This is a genomic window from Streptomyces sp. NPDC001544, from assembly GCF_042894285.1.
Classification (GTDB): domain Bacteria; phylum Actinomycetota; class Actinomycetes; order Streptomycetales; family Streptomycetaceae; genus Streptomyces.
The window spans coordinates 1-19,405 of sequence record NZ_JBIAVN010000019.1 but is presented as its reverse complement, the minus strand read 5'-3'; the positions used below and the strand labels follow the sequence as shown (position 1 = coordinate 19,405).

Annotated in this window: 18 protein-coding genes and 1 pseudogene; 12 read left to right on the top strand and 7 right to left on the bottom strand. The window is 70.9% G+C overall.

Features of this window, described 5'->3' with window-relative positions:
* Nucleotides 1-58: 58 nt before the first annotated feature.
* Complete coding sequence (locus tag ACFY0F_RS33160) at nt 59-1,546, top strand: aminopeptidase P family protein (protein WP_388802728.1); 1,488 nt, start codon at nt 59-61, stop codon at nt 1,544-1,546.
* 180 nt (nt 1,547-1,726) lie between these two features.
* On the opposite strand, the pseudogene ACFY0F_RS33155 reads toward ACFY0F_RS33160, so the two are convergent.
* Both ACFY0F_RS33155 and ACFY0F_RS33150 read right to left on the bottom strand, forming a co-directional pair.
* Nucleotides 1,727-1,834 (bottom strand): annotated as a pseudogene (locus tag ACFY0F_RS33155) (2-(5'-triphosphoribosyl)-3'-dephospho CoA synthase); the annotation flags it as partial.
* Nucleotides 1,835-1,895: 61 nt separating this feature from the next.
* Entirely contained in the window at nt 1,896-2,342 is a 447-nt protein-coding gene (locus ACFY0F_RS33150) for an ATP-binding protein (protein WP_388802726.1), read from the bottom strand.
* A 200-nt stretch (nt 2,343-2,542) separates the two neighbouring features.
* On the opposite strand from ACFY0F_RS33150, the gene ACFY0F_RS33145 reads away from it, so the two are divergent.
* The 9 genes from ACFY0F_RS33145 (at nt 2,543) to ACFY0F_RS33105 (ending at nt 12,364) form a co-directional block, all read left to right on the top strand.
* Complete coding sequence (locus tag ACFY0F_RS33145; RefSeq protein WP_388802723.1) at nt 2,543-3,412, top strand: hypothetical protein; 870 nt, start codon at nt 2,543-2,545, stop codon at nt 3,410-3,412.
* Nucleotides 3,413-3,547: 135 nt separating this feature from the next.
* On the top strand, nt 3,548-4,285 hold the full coding sequence (locus ACFY0F_RS33140; protein ID WP_388803044.1) for a YcnI family protein: 738 nt from the start codon (nt 3,548-3,550) through the stop codon (nt 4,283-4,285).
* A gap of 92 nt (nt 4,286-4,377) precedes the next feature.
* Nucleotides 4,378-5,028 (top strand): SCO family protein, encoded by a 651-nt coding sequence (locus ACFY0F_RS33135; protein ID WP_388802719.1) that lies wholly within the window; start codon nt 4,378-4,380, stop codon nt 5,026-5,028.
* Nucleotides 5,025-5,477: a copper chaperone PCu(A)C gene (locus ACFY0F_RS33130; protein WP_388802716.1), complete on the top strand. Its 453-nt coding sequence runs from the start codon at nt 5,025-5,027 to the stop codon at nt 5,475-5,477. The genes ACFY0F_RS33135 and ACFY0F_RS33130 overlap by 4 nt, the downstream gene beginning before the upstream one ends.
* 13 nt (nt 5,478-5,490) lie before the next feature.
* On the top strand, nt 5,491-7,443 hold the full coding sequence (locus ACFY0F_RS33125) for a copper resistance CopC/CopD family protein (protein ID WP_388802713.1): 1,953 nt from the start codon (nt 5,491-5,493) through the stop codon (nt 7,441-7,443).
* Between the two features lie 8 nt (nt 7,444-7,451).
* A complete protein-coding gene (gene efeB / locus ACFY0F_RS33120) occupies nt 7,452-8,750 on the top strand; it encodes an iron uptake transporter deferrochelatase/peroxidase subunit (protein ID WP_388802709.1) in 1,299 nt (432 codons plus the stop codon).
* A gap of 79 nt (nt 8,751-8,829) precedes the next feature.
* Nucleotides 8,830-9,762, top strand: coding sequence for a prephenate dehydratase (gene pheA, locus ACFY0F_RS33115; protein WP_388802706.1), 933 nt, complete (start codon nt 8,830-8,832; stop codon nt 9,760-9,762).
* 509 nt (nt 9,763-10,271) lie between these two features.
* Complete coding sequence (serS, locus tag ACFY0F_RS33110) at nt 10,272-11,549, top strand: serine--tRNA ligase (RefSeq protein ID WP_388802703.1); 1,278 nt, start codon at nt 10,272-10,274, stop codon at nt 11,547-11,549.
* Nucleotides 11,546-12,364 carry an HAD family hydrolase gene (locus ACFY0F_RS33105; RefSeq protein WP_388802700.1) on the top strand — a complete coding sequence of 273 codons (819 nt, stop codon included), beginning with the start codon at nt 11,546-11,548 and terminating at the stop codon, nt 12,362-12,364. Before serS ends, ACFY0F_RS33105 begins: the two co-directional genes overlap by 4 nt.
* A gap of 391 nt (nt 12,365-12,755) precedes the next feature.
* On the opposite strand, the gene ACFY0F_RS33100 is transcribed toward ACFY0F_RS33105, so the two are convergent.
* The 5 genes from ACFY0F_RS33100 to ACFY0F_RS33080 all read right to left on the bottom strand — a co-directional run bounded on the left by ACFY0F_RS33100 (nt 12,756) and on the right by ACFY0F_RS33080 (nt 16,559).
* Nucleotides 12,756-12,974: a hypothetical protein gene (locus ACFY0F_RS33100; RefSeq protein ID WP_388802697.1), complete on the bottom strand. Its 219-nt coding sequence runs from the start codon at nt 12,972-12,974 to the stop codon at nt 12,756-12,758.
* A gap of 83 nt (nt 12,975-13,057) precedes the next feature.
* A complete protein-coding gene (locus ACFY0F_RS33095; protein WP_388802694.1) occupies nt 13,058-13,777 on the bottom strand; it encodes an ABC transporter permease subunit in 720 nt (239 codons plus the stop codon).
* 10 nt (nt 13,778-13,787) lie between these two features.
* A complete protein-coding gene (locus ACFY0F_RS33090; protein ID WP_388802691.1) occupies nt 13,788-14,699 on the bottom strand; it encodes an ABC transporter ATP-binding protein in 912 nt (303 codons plus the stop codon).
* On the bottom strand, nt 14,699-15,604 hold the full coding sequence (locus ACFY0F_RS33085) for an ABC transporter permease (protein ID WP_388802688.1): 906 nt from the start codon (nt 15,602-15,604) through the stop codon (nt 14,699-14,701). Before ACFY0F_RS33085 ends, ACFY0F_RS33090 begins: the two co-directional genes overlap by 1 nt.
* A complete protein-coding gene (locus ACFY0F_RS33080) occupies nt 15,594-16,559 on the bottom strand; it encodes an ABC transporter ATP-binding protein (protein ID WP_388803041.1) in 966 nt (321 codons plus the stop codon). The genes ACFY0F_RS33085 and ACFY0F_RS33080 overlap by 11 nt, the downstream gene beginning before the upstream one ends.
* 215 nt (nt 16,560-16,774) lie before the next feature.
* Between ACFY0F_RS33080 and ACFY0F_RS33075 the strand changes: the two genes are divergently transcribed.
* Together ACFY0F_RS33075 and ACFY0F_RS33070 are read left to right on the top strand one after the other, a co-directional pair.
* Nucleotides 16,775-18,532 carry an SDR family oxidoreductase gene (locus tag ACFY0F_RS33075; RefSeq protein WP_388802685.1) on the top strand — a complete coding sequence of 586 codons (1,758 nt, stop codon included), beginning with the start codon at nt 16,775-16,777 and terminating at the stop codon, nt 18,530-18,532.
* Between the two features lie 177 nt (nt 18,533-18,709).
* Nucleotides 18,710-19,264: an RNA 2'-phosphotransferase gene (locus ACFY0F_RS33070; protein WP_388802682.1), complete on the top strand. Its 555-nt coding sequence runs from the start codon at nt 18,710-18,712 to the stop codon at nt 19,262-19,264.
* Nucleotides 19,265-19,405: the final 141 nt, after the last annotated feature.

Below are 19,405 nucleotides of genomic sequence, written 5' to 3'. Positions count from 1 at the left end.
TGTGGCCCTGTTCGGTACGCCCGTACGATGGACGGCATCCAGTGCAGTGTCGAGGAGGATGACCGTGGCCGACGAGCTCACCCCGGCCGAGTCCATTGCTGCTACCGCAGCGGACCCGGAGGAGACGGAAGAGCCGATCAAGCAGCGCAAGAACGGCCTGTACCCGGGCGTGTCCGACGAGCTCGCCGAGAACATGAAGTCCGGCTGGGCCGACACGGAGCTGCGCGATCTGAAGCCGATCGAGCAGGCCGAGCACACCGCGCGCCGCCGTGCCGCGCTGTCCGCCCGCTTCCCGGGCGAGCGCCTGGTGATCCCGGCGGGCAATCTGAAGACCCGCTCGAACGACACGGAGTACGCCTTCCGGTCGTCGGTCGAGTACACGTACCTCACCGGCAACCAGACCGAGGACGGCGTCCTGGTGCTGGAGCCCACGACGGACGGTCACCAGGAGACGATCTACCTCCTGCCGCGCTCCGACCGGGAGAACGGTGAGTTCTGGCTGTCCGGCCACGGCGAGCTGTGGGTCGGCCGCCGCCACTCGCTCGCCGAGTCCGAGTCCCTGTACGGCATCCCGGCCGCCGATGTGCGCGAGCTGCCGGACAAGCTGCGGGAGGCCACCGGCCCGGTCCGCGTGGTCCGCGGCCACGACGCGGCCATCGAGGCGGCCCTCACCGACAAGGTGACCGCCGAGCGCGACGAGGAGCTGCGCGTCTTCCTCTCCGAGGCGCGGCTGGTCAAGGACGAGTACGAGGTCGGCGAGCTGCAGAAGGCCGTCGACTCCACCGTGCGCGGCTTCGAGGACGTGGTGAAGGTCCTCGACAAGGCCGAGGCGACGAGCGAGCGCTACATCGAGGGCACGTTCTTCCTCCGCGCGCGCGTGGAGGGCAACGACATCGGCTACGGCACCATCGCCGCCGCCGGCCCGCACGCCTGCACGCTGCACTGGGTGCGCAACGACGGCCCGGTCCGCTCCGGCGACCTGCTGCTGCTGGACGCCGGTGTGGAGACGCACACCCTGTACACCGCTGACGTCACTCGCACCCTGCCGGTGAACGGCCGCTACAGCGAGGTCCAGAAGAAGATCTACGACGCCGTGTACGACGCCCAGGAGGCCGGCATCGCGGCCGTCAAGCCGGGCGGGAAGTTCCGCGACTTCCACGACGCCGCACAGCGGGTGCTCGCCGAGCGGCTCGTCGAGTGGGGCCTGGTCGAGGGGCCGGTGGAGCGCGTCCTGGAGCTGGGCCTGCAGCGCCGCTGGACGCTGCACGGCACCGGTCACATGCTCGGCATGGACGTCCACGACTGCGCCGCCGCCCGCGTGGAGACGTACGTCGACGGCACGCTGGAGCCCGGCATGGTGCTCACCGTCGAGCCCGGCCTGTACTTCCAGGCCGACGACCTGACCGTGCCGGAGGAGTACCGGGGCATCGGTGTCCGGATCGAGGACGACATCCTCGTCACCGAGGACGGCAACCGGAACCTGTCGGCGGCCCTGCCGCGCCGCTCCGACGAGGTCGAGGCGTGGATGGCGTCGCTGAAGGGCTGAGCCGGAGGGCTGAGCTGAAGCGCTGATACGAGGCCGACGGCCGGGCACCGTGAGCGGTGCCCGGCCGTTCTCATATCCTCGCCGCGTGCACGGGGCCGGATCGTCGTCGTACCGGTGATCGTCGTCGTGCGGGCAGCCGTGCAACGGGCTCAGGAGACCGTGGATCACGCCGGGCCTGCGGGCGGAACTTGCCCGCCGCACGTGCGGGAAGCCGGCCTTCGCCTCGCCGCGCGCCCCGGCCGCGCCGTACTTCGCCGACACGGACGAGCCGCGCGAGGGTCTGAGGGGGGGCGCGGCGGTCGGCGCGACTGGCAACGGCCTGTGAATGCCGTGCTGGGGGGCGACTCGGCTAGACCGTTATGAGCGGCGAGTCGTCGCGCCACTTGAGCATCTTGTCGAAGCTGACCACCGTCCCGGCACGGCCGGGCTCGGGCCCGATGTGCACATGGTCGGCCAGTGCCCGGATGAGGCACAGGCCGCGTCCGTGTTCGGCGTCCGGACGCGGCGGCCGGGTGCCGGAGCCTCGGGCGAGTCCCGGGCCGGAGTCGGTCACCTCGATGCGACACTTCTGACCGTCGAGATAGGCCGTCACCCGGTACGCCTGGGAGGAGGCGTCGAGCGTCCCGCCCCCGCCGTGCTCGACGGCGTTCGCGCAGGCCTCGCTGAGGGCGACGGACAGGTCGTAGGAGATGTCGGGGTCCACGCCCGCGGTCTCCATCGTGCCCATGAGAAGGCGTCGGGCGAGCGGCACGCTCGCGGCGTCGCGCCGCAGATGGAGTGACCACCAGATGCTCATGCTCCAGCCTCCTGGCCGCGGCTCGACATACCGATACGTATTGCCGCCCGTGGCCGTGTGTAAGCACACCGTCGGCGTGACACCGCCCATACGGTGGATGCGGACACAGACGAATCGGTGTATGAGGGACGCCCCGGCGGGGCCTCTCACCCGGACCTGCCGCACGGCCCGGGCGGGAGCAGTGCGATGATGAGCCCGCCATGACTGCCCCCCACCCGCGCACGACACGCTCCGGAGCGGAACTCCGGATTCTGCGGGCCACGGTTTTCGCCGCGGTCTGCGTCGTGCTGGCCGCGGTGGGGCACACCCTGGCCGCCTGCGCCACCGTCCCGCTGTGGACGCTGGGCGCGGGATTCCTCGGCTCGCTGCTGCTGGTGGCCCCGCTCACCGGGCGGGACCGCTCGCTGCCGGGGATCGCGGCGCTGCTCGCCTTCGGGCAGACCGCGCTGCACATGCTGTTCGGGCTGGCCGAGCGCGCGACGGTCTCCGGCGGTATGTCGGTGGCGTCCATGAGCTCGATGTCCACGGGCACGATGTCCCGGACGAGCGACCAGGCCCTGGTGGCCCGCGCCGCCCGGCTGCTCTGCGGGGCGGGCGCGGCCGGCCTCAGCCCCGCCCACGCCTACAAGATCCTCGCCGACGCGCATCTGGCCGGCGCGGCGGGTGTGCGGCCCGGCACGGACATGAGCACCATGCGGCAGGCCGCGGGCACGACCGGCTCCACAGCCGCCCTGTTGCCTTCCCTGCTGCCGTCCCTGCCGATGCTCCTCGGCCACCTCCTCGCGGCCGTGGCCGTCGGCTGGCTGCTGCGCCGCGGCGACCTGGCGGTGCTGCGACTGCTGGACCTCTCGGTGCACGGGGTCGCCGAAGGGGCGCTCGTACGTTCCCTGCGCGGGGCGCTCGCCCTGGCGTGCGCCCTGTGCGCCGGTCTTCCCGGCACTCCCGGCCCCCGCGCGCGTGTCCGTCGTACCGCTCCGGACGACGCACCCGTCCCGCACACCACCGCACTCCAGCACACGGTGATCCGGCGCGGCCCGCCGCCCGCCGCCGCACTCGAACTCGCCGCCTGACGCGACACCGAAGCCACTCCCCACGGGATCCGTGCGGAGAGGGACCGCCGTCGCTTCACGCGCGCGTCCCCCTCTTCACCACCGGGACCCGTCCCGGATCTCACTCAGAGTGGAGTGCTGTCTGTCATGAAGGCCATCAAGGCTTCCCGTCTCGCCGCCGCCGCTGCCGTCGCCGGCTCCGCCGTGCTCGCCCTGTCCGCTCCCGCCTTCGCGCACGTCAGCGTGCAGCCGGAGACCACGCCCGCCAAGGGCGGCTACGCGGTCGTCGACTTCAAGGTGCCCAACGAGCGCGACAACGCCTCGACCACCAAGCTCGAGGTCAACCTCCCCGCCGACCATCCGCTGGCCTCGGTGATGCCGCAGCCGATCGACGGCTGGAAGGTGAAGGTCACCAGGTCCAAGCTGGCCAAGCCGATGGAGATGCACGGCGAGAAGATCACCGAGGCGGTCACCAAGGTCACCTGGACCGCCGACGGCAAGGGCATCGAGCCCGGTTACTTCCAGAAGTTCCCCCTGTCCATCGGCGCCCTGCCCGACGACACCGACGAACTGGTCTTCAAGGCGATCCAGACGTACTCCAACAAGGAGGTCGTCCGCTGGATCGAGGCCCAGCAGGACGGCCAGGAGGAACCCGAGAACCCGGCCCCGGTGCTCGAACTGTCCGCTGCCTCCGCCGACGAGCACTCCCACGGCTCGTCCGGCGCCGAGGACGCCTCCGACAGGACGGACGGCAAGACCGAGACCGCCGCCTCCGACGGCTCCTCCTCCGGCGGCAGCGACACCACCGCGCGCGTGCTCGGCACCGTCGGCATCGTCCTCGGCGTGGCAGGCGTGGCGTACGGCGTGCTCGCCGGACGCCGACGCTCCGCCTGACCCCCTCCCCTCCGCGCCGCGCACCGGGGCCGTGCCACTCTTGCGTACGGCCCCGGTGCGCGCCGGAGCTCTCACATCCGGGACATATCTCTATGCGCAACAAGACGTTCGCGGCGGCCGCACTGCTCGCCGCCGCCACCCTGACCCTCTCCGCCTGCGGCAGCGAAGACGGCAAGTCGCCCGTCAGCGTGGTCTCCGAGGAGTCCGGCTCCGACAAGGCCGCCACCGTCCTCGACCAGCCTTTCGAGAAGCCGGATCTCGTCCTCACCGACACCCACGGCAAGAAGTACGACCTCCGCAAGGAGACCAAGGGCAGGCCGACGCTCATCTACTTCGGCTACACCCACTGCCCCGACATCTGCCCGCTGACCATGAACAACATCGCGGTCGCCAAGAAGGCGCTGCCCAAGGCCGAGCAGGACAAGCTCCGCGTGGTCTTCGTCACCACCGACCCCGGCCGCGACACCCCCGCCGAACTCGGCAAGTGGCTCAAGGGCATCGACTCCCAGTTCATAGGCCTGACCGGGAACTTCTCCACCATCCAGGCCGGCGCCCGGTCGCTGGGCATCTCCATCGAGCCGACGAAGAAGGACAAGACCGGCAAGGTCGTCTCCGTCCACGGCACCCAGGTCATCGCCTTCAATCCGAAGAACGACGGCGGATACCTGCTCTACGGCGAGGACACCACGGTCGACGACTACACCAAGGACCTCCCCAAGATCATCAAGGGGGCGACGCCATGAGGCGCTCCGCCCTGCCCGTCGCGGCGGCGGCCGCAGCCGTGGCGCTCGCCGGCTGCGGCGGTTCCACCGACACCAAGGCGGAGGTGTCGGTCAGCTCCTCCTACATGCCGCAGCCCGTCTCCGCCGACATGGCGGCCGGCTTCCTGACGATCGTCAACAACGGCGGCGCGAAGGACGAGCTGACCAAGGTCACCAGCGACATCGCCGGGGACGTCACCATGCACGACACCGTGGGCGGCGCGATGGAGGAGGTCACCTCCTTCCCCGTCCCCGCCCACGGTCGGCTGGTCTTCAAGAGCGGCGGCAACCACCTGATGTTCGAGAAGCTGAAGCACCGGCCGAAACAGGGCCAGACGATCACCCTGAAACTCACCTTCGCCAAGTCCGGGCCCCTCACCGTCGAGATGCCGGTGAAGTCCGCCACGTACAACCCGTCGACCGGACACTGAAGGAGGGACCACCTTGACGCGGACCATCACCCCCCGCCTGCGCACCCTGGTGCTGCTGTTCCTGGCCGTCACCGGCGCGCTGCTGGCCGGGGCAGGGCCTGCCTCCGCGCACGCCGCGCTGACCGGCAGCGACCCCGCCCAGGGGGTGGTGGTCAAGAAGGCGCCGGAGCAGGTGTCGCTCACCTTCTCCGAGCAGGTGTCGATGAACGACGACTCGCTGCACGTCCTCGACCCCAAGGGCAAGAAGGTCGACGTCGGCAAGCCGTCCAACATCAGCGGAACGACGTACGCCGTACAGCTCAAGAGCGGCCTGAAGGACGGCACCTACACCGTCACCTACCAGGTCGTGTCGGCCGACAGCCACCCCGTCTCCGGCGCCTACACCTTCTCCGTCGGGGCCCCCTCCCAGACCACCGTCTCCGTCTCCGGACGGACCGCGAACGACAGCGCCGTCGGCTGGCTGTACGGGTTCGGCCGCTACATGTCGTACGCCGGCTACATCGTGCTCGTGGGCGGCGCCGCCTTCGTGCTCGCCTGCTGGCAGCGCGGCTCCGGGGTGCGGGCCGTGCAGCGGCTCGTCGTCGGCGGCTGGCTCACGCTCACCGCGGCCACGCTCTGGCTGCTGCTCCTGCGCGGTTCCTACACCAGCTCCGGGAAGATCGGCGCCGTCTTCGACCTGGACCTGCTCGGCCAGGTGCTGCAGACCAAGACCGGCGCGGCACTCGTCTCCCGGCTGCTGCTGCTCGCCGCGGCGGCGCTGTTCATCGCCGTCCTGTTCGGCGCGTACGACAAACGGGAGGACGAGGAGAAGCGCGACCTCACCTTCGGTCTCGCCATCGGCGGCACCGTGGTGGCCGCCGGACTCGCGGCGAGCTGGGCGATGGCCGAGCACGCCTCGACCGGGCTCCAGCCGGGCATCGCCATGCCGGTCGACGTGGTGCACCTGCTGGCCGTCGCCACCTGGCTGGGCGGACTCACCGCCCTCCTGGTCGCCCTCTACCGGGCACCCGCCGAGACCCCGGTGGAGACCGCGGCCGTCCGCCGCTTCTCCCGCCTCGCCATGGGATCCGTCGCCGTGCTCGTCGCGACCGGCGTCTACCAGTCCTGGCGCCAGCTCGGCTCCTGGTCGGCGTTCACCGACACCCGCTACGGGCAGTTGCTGCTGGTCAAGATCGGGCTCGTGGCGCTGCTGGTGGGGATCGCGGTGGTCTCCCGCCGGTGGACGGCCCGGCTCGCCGACACGGCGCCCGCCTCCCGGGAGGGGAAGCGGTCCGAGACCGCTGAGGCACAGGCTGAGGCCGAGGCGGAGGCCGAAGTGAAGGCTGAAGTGCAGGCCGAGGTGAAGGAGCGTGTGACCGCACCCGCCTCTGCCTCCACCTCGGACACCCAGCGTGCCACCCAGCTCGCCCGGCAGCGCGCCGCCCAGGACTCCGCCCGGCAGAAGCGGCTGCGCGACGCCGACCCGAACCGCTTCGGCCTGCGCCGCTCGGTCCTCGCCGAGGCGGGCGTCGCCGTCGTCCTGCTCGCCGTCACCACCGTGCTCACGCAGACCGAACCGGGCCGCACCGAGCAGGAGGCCAAGGCGGCCACCTCCTCATCCTCCGCCTCGTCGTCGTCCTCCTCCGGGGCACTCACCCTCGACATGTCGTTCGACACGGGCGGCCAGGACGGCAAGGGCGTCGTACGGCTCGACCTCGACCCCGCGCGCGTCGGCGGCAACGAGATGCACCTCTACGTCCAGCGGCCCAACGGCCGCGCCTTCGACATCCCCGAGGTGAAGGTCGCCTTCACCCTCGAAGCCAAGAAGATCGGGCCGCTGCCCGTGACACCCGACCACATCGCCACCGGCCACTGGGCCGCGACCGGGGTGCAGATCCCCATGGCCGGCGAATGGAAGATCGCCGTGACCGTGCGCACCTCCGACATCGACCAGGTGACCGTCTACAAGAACGCGCAGATCGGCTGAACCGCACCATGGCTGACCAGTCCATCCCGAAGGCCCGTCCTTCCGACACCGCCGTGGAGGAGGTCGTCCCCGCCGACGGCTCCTCGCGGGACGGCCTCTCCCGCAGGAAGCTGCTCGGCACCGCCGGCGCCACCGGCCTCGTGCTCGGTGCGGCCGGCGGGGCCGTGGGGTACGCCGCCGCACCCGCCGGAGCCACACCGCTCACCTCGGTCGGTGCCGACCGGGTGATGTTTCACGGGAAACATCAGCCCGGCATCACCGACGGACTCCAGGCCCGCGGCCATCTCGTCGCCTTCGACCTGGCAGCGGGCGCCGGCCGCAAGGAGGCGGCCGCACTGCTGCGCCGCTGGTCGGTGACGGCCGAGCGGCTGATGGCCGGGGAACCGGCCGCACACGACGACACCGACGTGGCCCGGGACGCCGGCCCGTCGTCGCTGACGATCACCTTCGGGTTCGGGCACAGCTTCTTCGGCCGGACCGGCCTGGACAAACAGCGCCCGGTCTCCCTCGACCCGCTGCCCGACTTCTCCTCCGACCACCTGGACAAGGCACGCAGCAACGGCGATCTGTGGGTCCAGATCGGCGCCGACGACGCCCTCGTCGCCTTCCACGCCCTGCGCGCGATCCAGAAGGACGCCGGCAGCGCGGCCCGTGTCCGCTGGCAGATGAACGGCTTCAACCGCACCCCGGGCGCCACCGCCCACCCCATGACGGCCCGCAACCTGATGGGCCAGCTCGACGGCACCCGCAATCCCAAGCCGGCCGAGGCCGACTTCGACAAACGGATCTTCGTGCCTGCCTCCGGCTCGAACGACCCCGCCTGGATGGCGGACGGCTCCTACGCGGTCGTACGCCGGATCCGCATGCTCCTCGACGACTGGGAGAAGCTGTCGACGGCGGCCCAGGAGGCGGTCATCGGGCGCCGCAAGTCCAACGGAGCGCCCCTGTCGGGCGGCGACGAGACGACCGCGATGGACCTGGAGAAGGCGGACGCCAAGGGCGACTACGTCGTCCCGCTCAACGCCCACGCCCGTATCACCCGGCCCGACCAGAACGGGGGCGCCGCCATGCTCCGGCGGCCGTTCTCCTACCACGACGGCATCGACGCCGACGGGACACCCGACGCGGGGCTGCTGTTCGTCTGCTGGCAGGCGGACCCGCTGCGCGGCTTCGTACCGGTGCAGCGCAAGCTCGACCGGGGCGACGCGCTGTCGAAGTACATCCGGCACGAGGCCAGCGGACTGTTCGCGGTGCCGGGCGGCGCCGCGAAGGGGGAGTACGTGGGGCAACGCCTGCTGGAGGGGTGAGGTCACGCCGGTTCACCCGGGGTGGGGGCAGTCCTGGAACAGCTGGGCCGGTTTTCCGTGCGGCCATTAGGGTGAGGGCATGCCAGCGAGCTATGCGTATCTCGGCCCCGAGGGCACCTTCACCGAAGTCGCCCTGCGCACCCTCCCGGAGGCGGCCACCCGGGAGCTGATCCCGTACGTGTCGGTGCAGTCCGCACTGGACGCCGTACGCGCCGGAGAGGCCGAGGCCGCTTTCGTGCCGATCGAGAACTCCGTCGAGGGCGGCATCACCACCACCCTGGACGAACTGGTCGCGGGCACGCCTCTGATGATCTACCGCGAGGTGCTGCTGTCCATCACCTTCGCGTTGCTGGTCCGGCCGGGCACGAAGCTGTCCGACATCAAGACCGTCACCGCCCATCCGGCCGCCCAGCCGCAGGTCCGCAACTGGCTCAAGGCCAACCTCCCGGAGGCCGTCTGGGAGTCCGCCGCCTCCAACGCGGACGGCGCCCGGCTGGTCCAGGAGGGCCGGTACGACGCCGCCTTCGCCGGGGAGTTCGCGGCCGCCCGGTACGGGCTGACGGCCCTGGAGACCGGGATCCACGACGCGGAGAACGCGCAGACCCGGTTCGTCCTGGTGGGCCGCCCGGCCCGGCCCGCGGCACCGACCGGAGCGGACAAGACGTCGGTGGTGCTCTGGCAGCGCGACGACCACCCCGGAGGCCTGCGCGACCTGCTCGGCGAGTTCGCGACCCGGGGCATCAACCTCATGCTGCTGCAGTCCCGCCCCACCGGCGCCGGCATCGGCAACTACTGCTTCTGCATCGACGCCGAGGGCCACATCTCCGACCGGCGGGTGGCCGAGGCACTGATGGGGCTGAAGCGGATCTGTCTGCAGGTACGCTTCCTCGGTTCGTACCCGCGTGCGGACATCACCCCGGACGGAGCCCGGCCCACGCTGCCGGGGACGTCGGACGAGGAGTTCGTGTCCGCGGCGGACTGGGTCGCGCGCTGCCAGGACGGGCGGTTCTAGAGTTATCCACAGGCGTTGTCCACAGGTCGCGTTCTCGACCTGGGGACAAGTCGACACCGAAGTACCGCTTGGTCGACAAATCGCCCTGCAGGGCACGCGCCCAGGCGGCGGCGAGTACCTCGCCCTTCGTCCACCCGTTTCCTTTGGTTCATCTTTTGGGGCGACCCTTTTCCACCCGAAAGTGGGTGTCGAGTCGGTTTGAACCGGGAATTCCTCGCCCCGATCACCACTTCCGGAGTGATCGATTCCGGCATCCACAGAAGTTCCGCACAGCCTGTGGATAACTCTTCGGAGCGTGTGGATTCCTGTGGACAACACAGTCCCCAAATCCCGTTCGCAGCAAGGAAGTCGAGTCAACGTGGCGTCCCTCACATGCCCCGTCCCGGGGAGTGGGACAGAGTTTATTGACACGCTGGGCATTTGCACCATAACGGTAGGTATTCCGCAGTTCGTAGCAGTTCGGGAAACCAAGTCGTGAGCCAGAACGTCGCACCGGTAGCCTGGACCGCGTGATTGACCTTCGCCTGCTCCGTGAGGACCCCGACCGTGTGCGCGCCTCCCAGCGCGCCCGTGGAGAGGACGTCGCGCTCGTCGACTCCCTCCTGTCCGCCGACGAACGGCGCAGGTCGTCCGGCGTCCGCTTCGACGAGCTGCGCGCCGAGCAGAAGCAGCTCGGCAAGCTCATCCCCAAGGCCTCCGGCGACGAGAAGGCGGAGCTGCTCAAGCGCGCCGAGCAGCTGAAGGCCGACGTCAAGGCCGCCGACGCCGAGCGTGACGCGGCCGACGCCGAGACCCAGCAACTCCTCCAGCGGCTGGGCAACCTCGTCCACCCCGACGTGCCCGTCGGCGGCGAGGAGGACTTCGCCACGCTGGAGACGCACGGCACGATCCGCGACTTCGCGGCCGAGGGCTTCGAGCCCAAGGACCACCTGGAGCTGGGCCAGCTCCTCGGCGCGATCGACGTGGAGCGCGGCGCGAAGGTCTCCGGCTCGCGCTTCTACTTCCTGACCGGCGTCGGCGCCCTGCTGGAGCTCGCGCTGGTGAACGCGGCGATCGCCCAGGCCACGGCCGCGGGCTTCACCCCGATGCTGACCCCTGCGCTGGTCCGCCCGCAGTCCATGGCGGGCACCGGCTTCCTCGGCCAGGCGGCCCAGGACGTCTACCACCTCGACAAGGACGACCTGTACCTGGTCGGCACGTCCGAGGTGCCGCTGGCTGCCTACCACATGGACGAGATCATCGACGCGGACCGGCTGCCGCTGCGCTACGCGGGCTTCTCGCCGTGCTTCCGCCGTGAGGCCGGCTCGCACGGCAAGGACACCAAGGGCATCTTCCGCGTCCACCAGTTCGACAAGGTCGAGATGTTCTCCTACGTCACCCCCGAGGACTCGCAGGCGGAGCACCAGCGCCTGCTGGACTGGGAGAAGCAGTGGCTGACCTCGCTCGAACTGCCGTTCCGCGTCATCGACGTCGCCACCGGTGACCTCGGCGCCTCGGCCTCGCGCAAGTTCGACTGCGAGGCGTGGATCCCGACCCAGGGCAAGTACCGCGAGCTGACCTCGACCTCGGACTGCACCGAGTTCCAGTCCCGCCGCCTGTCGATCCGCGTCCGCGAGGGCAAGCAGGTGCGCCCGCTGGCGACGCTCAACGGCACGCTGTGCGCCGTACCGCGCACCATCGTGGCGATCCTCGAGAACCACCAGCAGGCCGACGGCTCGGTGCGGGTTCCCGAGGTGCTGCGCCCGTACCTCGGCGGCCGGGAGGTCTTGGAGCCGGTGGCCAAGTGAGCGCCGTATCTCCCTCTGGGAGGTTCCCCTACCGGCTCATCGCCACCGATCTCGACGGAACGCTTCTGCGCGGCGACGAGTCGGTCTCACAGCGCACACGTGACGCGCTCGCCGCGGCCACCGCGGCGGGCGCCGCGCACATCGTCGTCACGGGCCGGGCGGTCCCCTGGACCCGGCACATCCTCGACGACCTCGGCTACGACGGTCTCGCCGTCTGCGGCCAGGGCGCGCAGGTCTACCACGCGGGCGAGCACCGCCTGCTGACCTCCGTGACCCTGGACCGGCAGCTGGCGGGTGTGGCACTGGCCAAGATCGAGGCCGAGGTGGGCCCGCTGTATCTGGCGGCGAGCCGCGACGGCCTGGACGGTGACGTGCTGGTGGGACCGGGCTACGCGGTCACCGGCACGCTGCCCTCGATCCCGTTCACGGACGCGTCGGACCTGTGGTCCGCTCCGCTGAACAAGATCTACATCCAGCATCCCGAGCTGTCCGACGACGAACTGGCCGATGCGGCCCAGCAGGCCGCGGGCGGCTTCGTCACCGTCGCCATGGCGGGCGCGGGCATCGTGGAGCTGCTGCCGCTGGGGCTGTCCAAGGCGACGGGTCTGTCCCTGGCGGCCCGCCGCCTGGGCGTGAAGGGTGCCGAGACGCTCGCCTTCGGCGACATGCCCAACGACATCCCGATGTTCGCCTGGTCCGCCCGGGGCGTGGCCATGGCCAACGCCCACGAGGAACTGAAGGCGGTCGCGGACGAGGTGACGTCCTCCAATGAGGAGGACGGCATCGCGGTGGTGCTGGAGCGGTTGCTGCCGTAGCAGCAGGTCGGCGTAGCTGCGGGCAGTCCTGCCGCTGGGGCGGCACGGGTGGGCGCAGCGGCGCGCGTAGCGCCGAGTTGCGCAACCTACCCGGCCGCCCCAGCACCGGGCCCCTGTTCAAGGGGCGGAAACTGGGAAGGCGGCCCACGCAAGCGCAGCGCCTACGTGCTCGAAGCGACCGCCCCGGGCAGCACCCCGTGCGGGGTGGGCTCCACGGTGGGGCAACTACACCGGAGCCTGCCGCCGGCTGCCCTGTCGGAAGCCGGACGTACTGTCGTGCATGGACATCGCCCGGCTCCTCTCCCAGAATGTGGCGCCGGGACACTCCCGACGGATGGGGCACAACCACTGTGCCTCCCGGGCGAGTTGTCCGCCACTGATTTATGTGCCGCTACCGGCGCCGCCACCTGCGCCGACGCGCCTTGCTGAAGAACCAGCCCGCCGGCGGCTCGTCGGAGCGCCAGGGCCGCGGCTCCGGCGACTCGGCGCGCCAGCGGGCGGCGAGCATCCGGGCGCGGGCGGACGGCTCGGAGGTCTCGGCGGCCCGTATGAACTCCTCGTCCAGGACGACGCCGTCCCAGACGTCGCTCCGCGGTGTCTCCTCTGCCATCCCCGGCCTCCTAGCCGTACATCCGCTTTCGCCCAGTCTGCGCGGACGGGGATGAAGCCCCCGTCAGGACGGACCCGGCGGGCCTACTCCTCGCCCGCCAGCGTCAGCGATCGCAGCTTCTGTCCCGCGTACCAGGTGGCGAGCACGGTGACCGCCACCAGCAGCACGGTCCCCGTGGTCAGTGAGACGTCCGAGGTGACCATGTCCCCGCCGGCGACCTTGTGGGCCACGGCCAGCGCCCACTGCTGGACGCTCAGCGTGCGCGCGCCGGGCACCAGGGAGCCGAACAGCGCCTCCCAGACGAGGGCGTAGACCAGCCCGAACACCACCGCGTGCCGGGACACCGTGCCGAGCAGCAGGAAGAGCGCCGCGTACGCGATCGAGGCGACCAGCGCGGCCACCGTGTAGGCGACGGCGATCTGCTGGCCGTTGCCGTTCAGGATCAGGCCCGCGATCATGGTCGGTACGGCGGAGAACACCATGGTCACGGCGATCGCCACGATCAGCTTCGTGAAGATGATCGTCGGTCGCTTCAGCGGCTTGGACAGCAGGTACACCACGGAACCGTCGTCGATCTCCGGTCCGATGGCGCCCGTGCCCGCGATGACGCCGATGATCGGCACCATCGTGGCCAGCGCGAAGCCGCCGAGGACGTCGGAGGCCGTCTGGTCGTCGGCTCCGGTCAGGGCGCGTACGGCCACGGAGATCACGATCAGCAGCAGGGGCAGCGCGCCCAGGATGAGGGCCCGGCGACGGCCGAGCAGGGCCCGGTAGGTGAGCCGGGCGACTGTGGGGTCGTACATCATGGGCCTCCTACGCCGCGACCAGGTACGAGAAGACGGACTCGAGGGACTCGTCGGACGGCGAGACCGTGAGCAGCCGGATGCCGTGGTCCCGGGCGACCTTCGGCAGCAGGGTGGTGAAGCGGCCGAAGTCGACGGCCTGGATGCGCAGTGCGCCCTCGGTGAGGTCGACCTCGATGCCGGAGGTCGAGGGGTCGGCGATCAGCGCGGCCGCGAGGGCGCGGTCGTCGCTGGAGCGCACCAGGTAGCGGTGCGGGCGGTCCGTCATCAGACGGCGGATCTTGCGGAAGTCGCCGCTCGCGGCGTGCCGCCCGGCGACCACGACCTCGATGTGCCAGGCGAGTTGCTCGACCTCTTCGAGGATGTGGGAGGAGAACAGGACCGTGCGGCCCTCGTCACCCATCCGCCGCAGCAGGTCCATCAGCTGCATGCGCTGGCGCGGGTCCATGCCGTTGAAGGGCTCGTCCAGCAGCAGCAGGGACGGGTCGTGGACCAGCGCGGAGGCCATCTTCACGCGCTGTCGCATGCCCTTGGAATAGGTGGAGATCTTCCGGTCCTGGGCGTACTCCATCTCGACCGTGGCGAGGGCGCGCTGGGCGGCCTTTTCGCCGAGGCCGTGCAGTTCGGCGTTGGCGACGACGAACTCGCGGCCGGTGAGGAAGTCGTACATCGCCTCCCGTTCGGGGACGATGCCGATGTGCTTGTAGATCTCCTCGTTGCGCCACACCGGCTGCCCGTCGAGGGTGACGGTGCCGGTGGAGGGGGCGAGGAAGCCGCCCATCATGTTGATCAGGGTGGACTTGCCGGCGCCGTTGGGGCCGAGCAGGCCGGTGACGCCGGGGCCGATGGTCATGGTGATGTCGTTGACGGCGACCACGTTGCCGAACCAGCGGGAGACGTGGTCGATGGACAGCGTGGTCATCAGAGGCCCACCTTCTTGTAGCGGCGCATCAAGAGCCCGTAGGCGGCGGCGATCAGGCCCAGGACGACGAGGACGTACACGGCGCCCTGTCCGCTGGACGGGCCGACCCCTCCGGGGAAGGCCGAGGTGCCGCCGAGGAAGGCGGACTGCACCCCGTCGATCAGGGTGACCGGGGAGAACAGGCCGATCCACGGGACGGCGCTGCTGCTGCCCTGGGAGTCGGCGATGGCCTGGAGGGTGGAGACCGCGCCGTAGGAGATGGTCATCACGGCGATCACGGCGGCGATGCCGAAGCCACGGCGCGGGGTGGCGGCGGCGATGACCAGGCCGATGCCGGCGAAGAGCAGCGAGAGCAGGGCCACGGCGACCAGTCCCTGGGCGAATTCCTTGGTCTGGTGGGCGAAGCCCATCTTGGCGAGCAGTGAGCCCACGTACATCACCAGCAGCGGGGCGCCGGTGAGGACGAACATCGCCGAGGCGAGCGCCGCGAACTTGGCCTGTACGTAGTCGGCGGTCTCGATGGGCCGCGAGAAGTACAGCGGTACGGTCTTGAAGCGCAGGTCGCGCGAGACGGACTGGGGTGCCTGCGAGGCGACGTACAGGCTGATCACAGCCTGCATGACGATCGCGTAGCGGGTGTAGGACAAGGGCAGTTCGTGCGCCTTGGTGGCGACGGCCACGGCGACCATGATGGCCGCGGGCACGCACATCACCGCGAACAGCAGCATCGGCAGCACCTTGGACTTCGCCGACCGGCCGAGGCCGTAGGCGCCGCGCAGGGACTGCGAGTACAGGGAGCGGCGGGCGTACGAGCGGCCGAGACGGGGGCCGTCGTAGCTGCGGTAGCCGATGTTGTGGATACGGGTCTGGTCGCCCGGCGTCGCCGGGGGATGCTCAACCGCCATGACCGACGGCCTCCTTCCGCTGCTCGTCGCTGCTGGTGAACACCTCGGAGATGTGGTGCCGCCGCTGCTCCATGCGCACCAGGCCGAGTCCGAGGTCGGCGACGACGTCGCGCACGAGGTCGTACGTCTCCTCGCCGGTGGCGGTCAGCAGCAGGATGTGTCCGGCGCCGGGCAGTCCGGCGCCCTCGGCGTGGGTGTCCATCCCGCGTGCGTGGAGCGCCTCGCGGACCGCGTGCGTGCCGTCGGGGTGGTCGTCGCTGTCGGTGACCTCGATCGCGAGGGTGGTCGTGGTCTGGGTGAAGTCGGTGGTGGAGCTGGAGCGCAGGAGCTTGCCGCCGTCGACGACGACGACGTGGTCGCAGGTGCGCTCCAGCTCGCCCAGGAGGTGGGAGGTGACCAGGACCGAGATGCCGAAGTCGGTGTGGATGCGGCGGATCAGGCCGAGCATCTCGTCGCGGCCGACCGGGTCGAGGCCGTTGGTGGGCTCGTCGAGGAAGACCAGCTGCGGGTCGTGCACGAGGGCCTGGGCGAGCTTCACGCGCTGCTTCATGCCGGTGGAGTAGCCGCCGATGGGACGGTAGCGCTCCTCGTACAGGCCGACGTGGCGCAGGGTGTCGGCGGTGCGCTCGCGGGCGGCGGCCGGGGGCAGGCCGGACATGCGGGCCATGTGCACGACGAACTCGGTGGCCGAGACGTCGGGCGGCAGGCAGTCGTGCTCCGGCATGTAGCCGACCCGCTCGCGGATGGTGGCGCCCTTGGTGGCGACGTCGAGGCCGAGCACCTCGGCGCGGCCCTCCGTGGCGGGGGACAGACCCAGCAGGATCTTGATCAACGTGGACTTGCCGGCTCCGTTGGAACCGACGAGCCCCGTCACACCGGGTCCGACGTCCACGGAGAGCCGGTCAAGCGCGGTCACCCGGGGGAACCGCTTGCTCAGGCTTTCGGTCGCGATCACAGTCACGCCTTCGAAGGTAGTGACGCGGGCCACGCCGGGCGTCAGACCGCAGAGCCGTCTTCGCGTCAGACTCCAGTAGTACGGGCTCCTAGGGGTAACCCTGAGGTCGGAGTACCGGCTCCGCCTGTTGACGCTCGGTCTAACAGCTGGAACAGTCGCGTGGACCGGGGCCGCGGGCACACGGTGCGGCCGGAGCCACGGCGGGCGGAGGCGAAGTGACGACGCTGGAGGGCGCGCGGGAGCGCCGGGTGCGCACGGGCGGGGTCGAGCTGTGCGTGGCGGAGCTCGGTGATCCGGACCTGCCGACGGTGGTGCTGGTGCACGGCTACCCGGACAGCAAGGAGGTCTGGTCGGAGGTGGCCGCCCGTCTCGCCGGCCGTTTCCATGTGGTGCTGTACGACGTCCGGGGCCACGGCCGTTCGACGGCACCCCGGCCGCTGCGCGGCGGCTTCACCCTGGAGAAGCTCACGGACGACTTCCTCGCGGTCGTGGACGCGGTCAGCCCGGACCGGCCGGTGCACCTGGTGGGGCACGACTGGGGGTCCGTGCAGTCCTGGGAGTTCGTCACCGTCAAGCGCGCCGAGGGCCGGATCGCCTCCTTCACCTCGATGTCGGGGCCGTCCCTGGACCACTTCGGGCACTGGATCAACGCGCGCGTGAAGCGCCCGACGCCCCGTCGCGCGGTCCAGGTCCTCGGCCAGGGCGCCAGGTCCTGGTACGTGTACCTGCTGCACGCCCCGGCCCTGCCCGAACTGGCCTGGCGCAGCCCGCTGGCCAAACAGTGGCCGAGGATCCTGCGGCGGGTGGAGAAACTGCCCGGCGACGACTACCCCACCGGGTCCCTGCCCACGGACGCGGCGCACGGTGCCTGGCTGTACCGGGACAACGTACCGTTCCGGCTGCGCAGGCCGCGCCCGGACGCGTACGCGCACGCGCCCGTGCAGCTCATCACGCCCCTGGAGGACGTGTTCCTGTCACAGCGGCTGTACGACGACCTGGAGCAGTGGGTTCCGCGGCTGACCCGCCGGACGCTGCCGGCCGGGCACTGGATCCCGCGTACCCGGCCCGACCGGTTGGCGGCCTGGATCGAGGAGTTCGTCACCGGCGTCGAGGACGGCCGGCCCCAGGCCCGGCCCACCGGCCGGCACGCCGACCGGTTCGCCGGCCAGCTGGTCCTGGTGACCGGCGCGGGCGGCGGCATCGGACGGGCCACCGCCTGCGCGTTCGCGGAGGCGGGCGCGCGCGTGGTGGCCGTCGACCGGGACGCGGAGGCCGCCGCCCGTACCGCCGAGCTGTCCCGTCGGCTGGGCGCCCCGGGTGCCTGGGCGGAACGCGTCGACGTCTCCGACGAGCAGGCCATGGAGAAGCTGGCCGAGAAGGTCGCCGCCGAGCACGGGGTGGTCGACATGCTGGTCAACAACGCGGGGGTCGGCCTGTCCGGCTCGTTCTTCGCCACGACACCGGACGACTGGCGCAGGGTCCTGGACGTCAACCTGTGGGGGGTCATCCACGGTTGCCGTCTCTTCGGCGCGCGGATGGCCGAGCGCGGGCAGGGCGGCCACATCGTCAACATCGCGTCGGCGGCCGCGTACCAGCCGTCCAGGGCGCTGCCCGCCTACAGCACCTCCAAGGCGGCGGTGCTGATGCTGAGCGAGTGTCTGCGGGCCGAACTGGCCGGGCAGGGGATCGGGGTGACGGCGATCTGCCCCGGCTTCGTCAACACGGGCATCACGTCGACGGCCGTCTTCGCGGGCGTGGACGCCGAGGAGCAGAAGAGGCGCCGCAAGAGGGCGGCCCGGCTGTACGGCCTGCGCAACTACCCGCCGGAGAAGGTCGCCGACGCCGTCCTGGACGCGGTGGCCCGTGACAAGGCCCTGGTCCCGGTGACCCCGGAGGCCCGCGGCATGCGCCTGCTGTCCCGGTTCCTGCCCGGGGCTCTGCGGGCGCTGGCCCGGGTGGAGCCGCGGTGGTGATCTCGGAGAACTCCCGCTGATCGGAGAACTCCTGCTGATCGGAGAACTCCCCCTGAAGGGCGGCCAGTTGTCCACAGGATCACCAACTTCCCTGTGGATAACCCCACTTGGCTGTGGATCAAACCTCCGCGGCAAAAGAAAGTGCGTGATTCCCGTCTCTCCGTCCATGCTGAGGCAATGGACGAAAGACGCACCGTGAAGGTGTCGAAGTACCTTTCGAAGCATTTGCGTCACCAGCCCGAGAGGATCGGTCTCGCGCTCGACGAGGGCGGGTGGGTGGAGGTCGACACGCTGATCGCCGCGGCCGCCGCGCACGGGTTCCGCATCACCCGCGAGGAGCTCGACCACGTGGTGGCCGTCAACGACAAGAAGCGGTTCGCGGTCGAGGGCACCCGGATCCGCGCCAGTCAGGGGCACAGCGTCGACGTGGACCTCGGCCTGCCCCCGGCGACCCCGCCGGCACACCTCTACCACGGGACCGTGGCCCGCAACCTGGACGCGATCCGGGCCGAGGGGCTGCGGCCGATGAACCGGCACGACGTCCACCTGTCGGCCGACCGCGAGACGGCCGAACGGGTCGGCGCCCGGCGCGGCCGGCCCGTCGTCCTCCCGGTCGACGCGGCCGCCATGCACCGCGACGGGCATGTGTTCCACCTGAGCGCCAACGGGGTGTGGCTCACCAAGGCCGTGCCGGCCCGTTACCTTCGTTTCGCGGCCCCGCACGGTGACTGAACGACCACCGACGATGACCCTTTCGTCCGTTGTCGGTGCCGCGGCTTAGGGCCTGTCCGGCGGATCATGCCGCAGACGCGGGGCTTGGCACGCCCTCCCCCACTCTCGGCTTCGCTCGAGCGGGCGGTGCCCCCACCGGCG

Excerpts from the sequence above, each read along its gene's own strand:
- ACFY0F_RS33160 (WP_388802728.1), top strand. The coding sequence starts at position 59 with ATGACCGTGGCCGACGAGCTCACCCCGGCCGAGTCCATTGCTGCTACC.
- ACFY0F_RS33150 (WP_388802726.1), bottom strand. The coding sequence starts at position 2,342 with ATGAGCATCTGGTGGTCACTCCATCTGCGGCGCGACGCCGCGAGCGTG.
- ACFY0F_RS33145 (WP_388802723.1), top strand. The coding sequence starts at position 2,543 with ATGACTGCCCCCCACCCGCGCACGACACGCTCCGGAGCGGAACTCCGG.
- ACFY0F_RS33135 (WP_388802719.1), top strand. The coding sequence starts at position 4,378 with ATGCGCAACAAGACGTTCGCGGCGGCCGCACTGCTCGCCGCCGCCACC.
- ACFY0F_RS33130 (WP_388802716.1), top strand. The coding sequence starts at position 5,025 with ATGAGGCGCTCCGCCCTGCCCGTCGCGGCGGCGGCCGCAGCCGTGGCG.
- efeB (WP_388802709.1), top strand. The coding sequence starts at position 7,452 with ATGGCTGACCAGTCCATCCCGAAGGCCCGTCCTTCCGACACCGCCGTG.
- pheA (WP_388802706.1), top strand. The coding sequence starts at position 8,830 with ATGCCAGCGAGCTATGCGTATCTCGGCCCCGAGGGCACCTTCACCGAA.
- ACFY0F_RS33100 (WP_388802697.1), bottom strand. The coding sequence starts at position 12,974 with ATGGCAGAGGAGACACCGCGGAGCGACGTCTGGGACGGCGTCGTCCTG.
- ACFY0F_RS33095 (WP_388802694.1), bottom strand. The coding sequence starts at position 13,777 with ATGTACGACCCCACAGTCGCCCGGCTCACCTACCGGGCCCTGCTCGGC.
- ACFY0F_RS33090 (WP_388802691.1), bottom strand. The coding sequence starts at position 14,699 with ATGACCACGCTGTCCATCGACCACGTCTCCCGCTGGTTCGGCAACGTG.
- ACFY0F_RS33085 (WP_388802688.1), bottom strand. The coding sequence starts at position 15,604 with ATGGCGGTTGAGCATCCCCCGGCGACGCCGGGCGACCAGACCCGTATC.
- ACFY0F_RS33070 (WP_388802682.1), top strand. The coding sequence starts at position 18,710 with ATGGACGAAAGACGCACCGTGAAGGTGTCGAAGTACCTTTCGAAGCAT.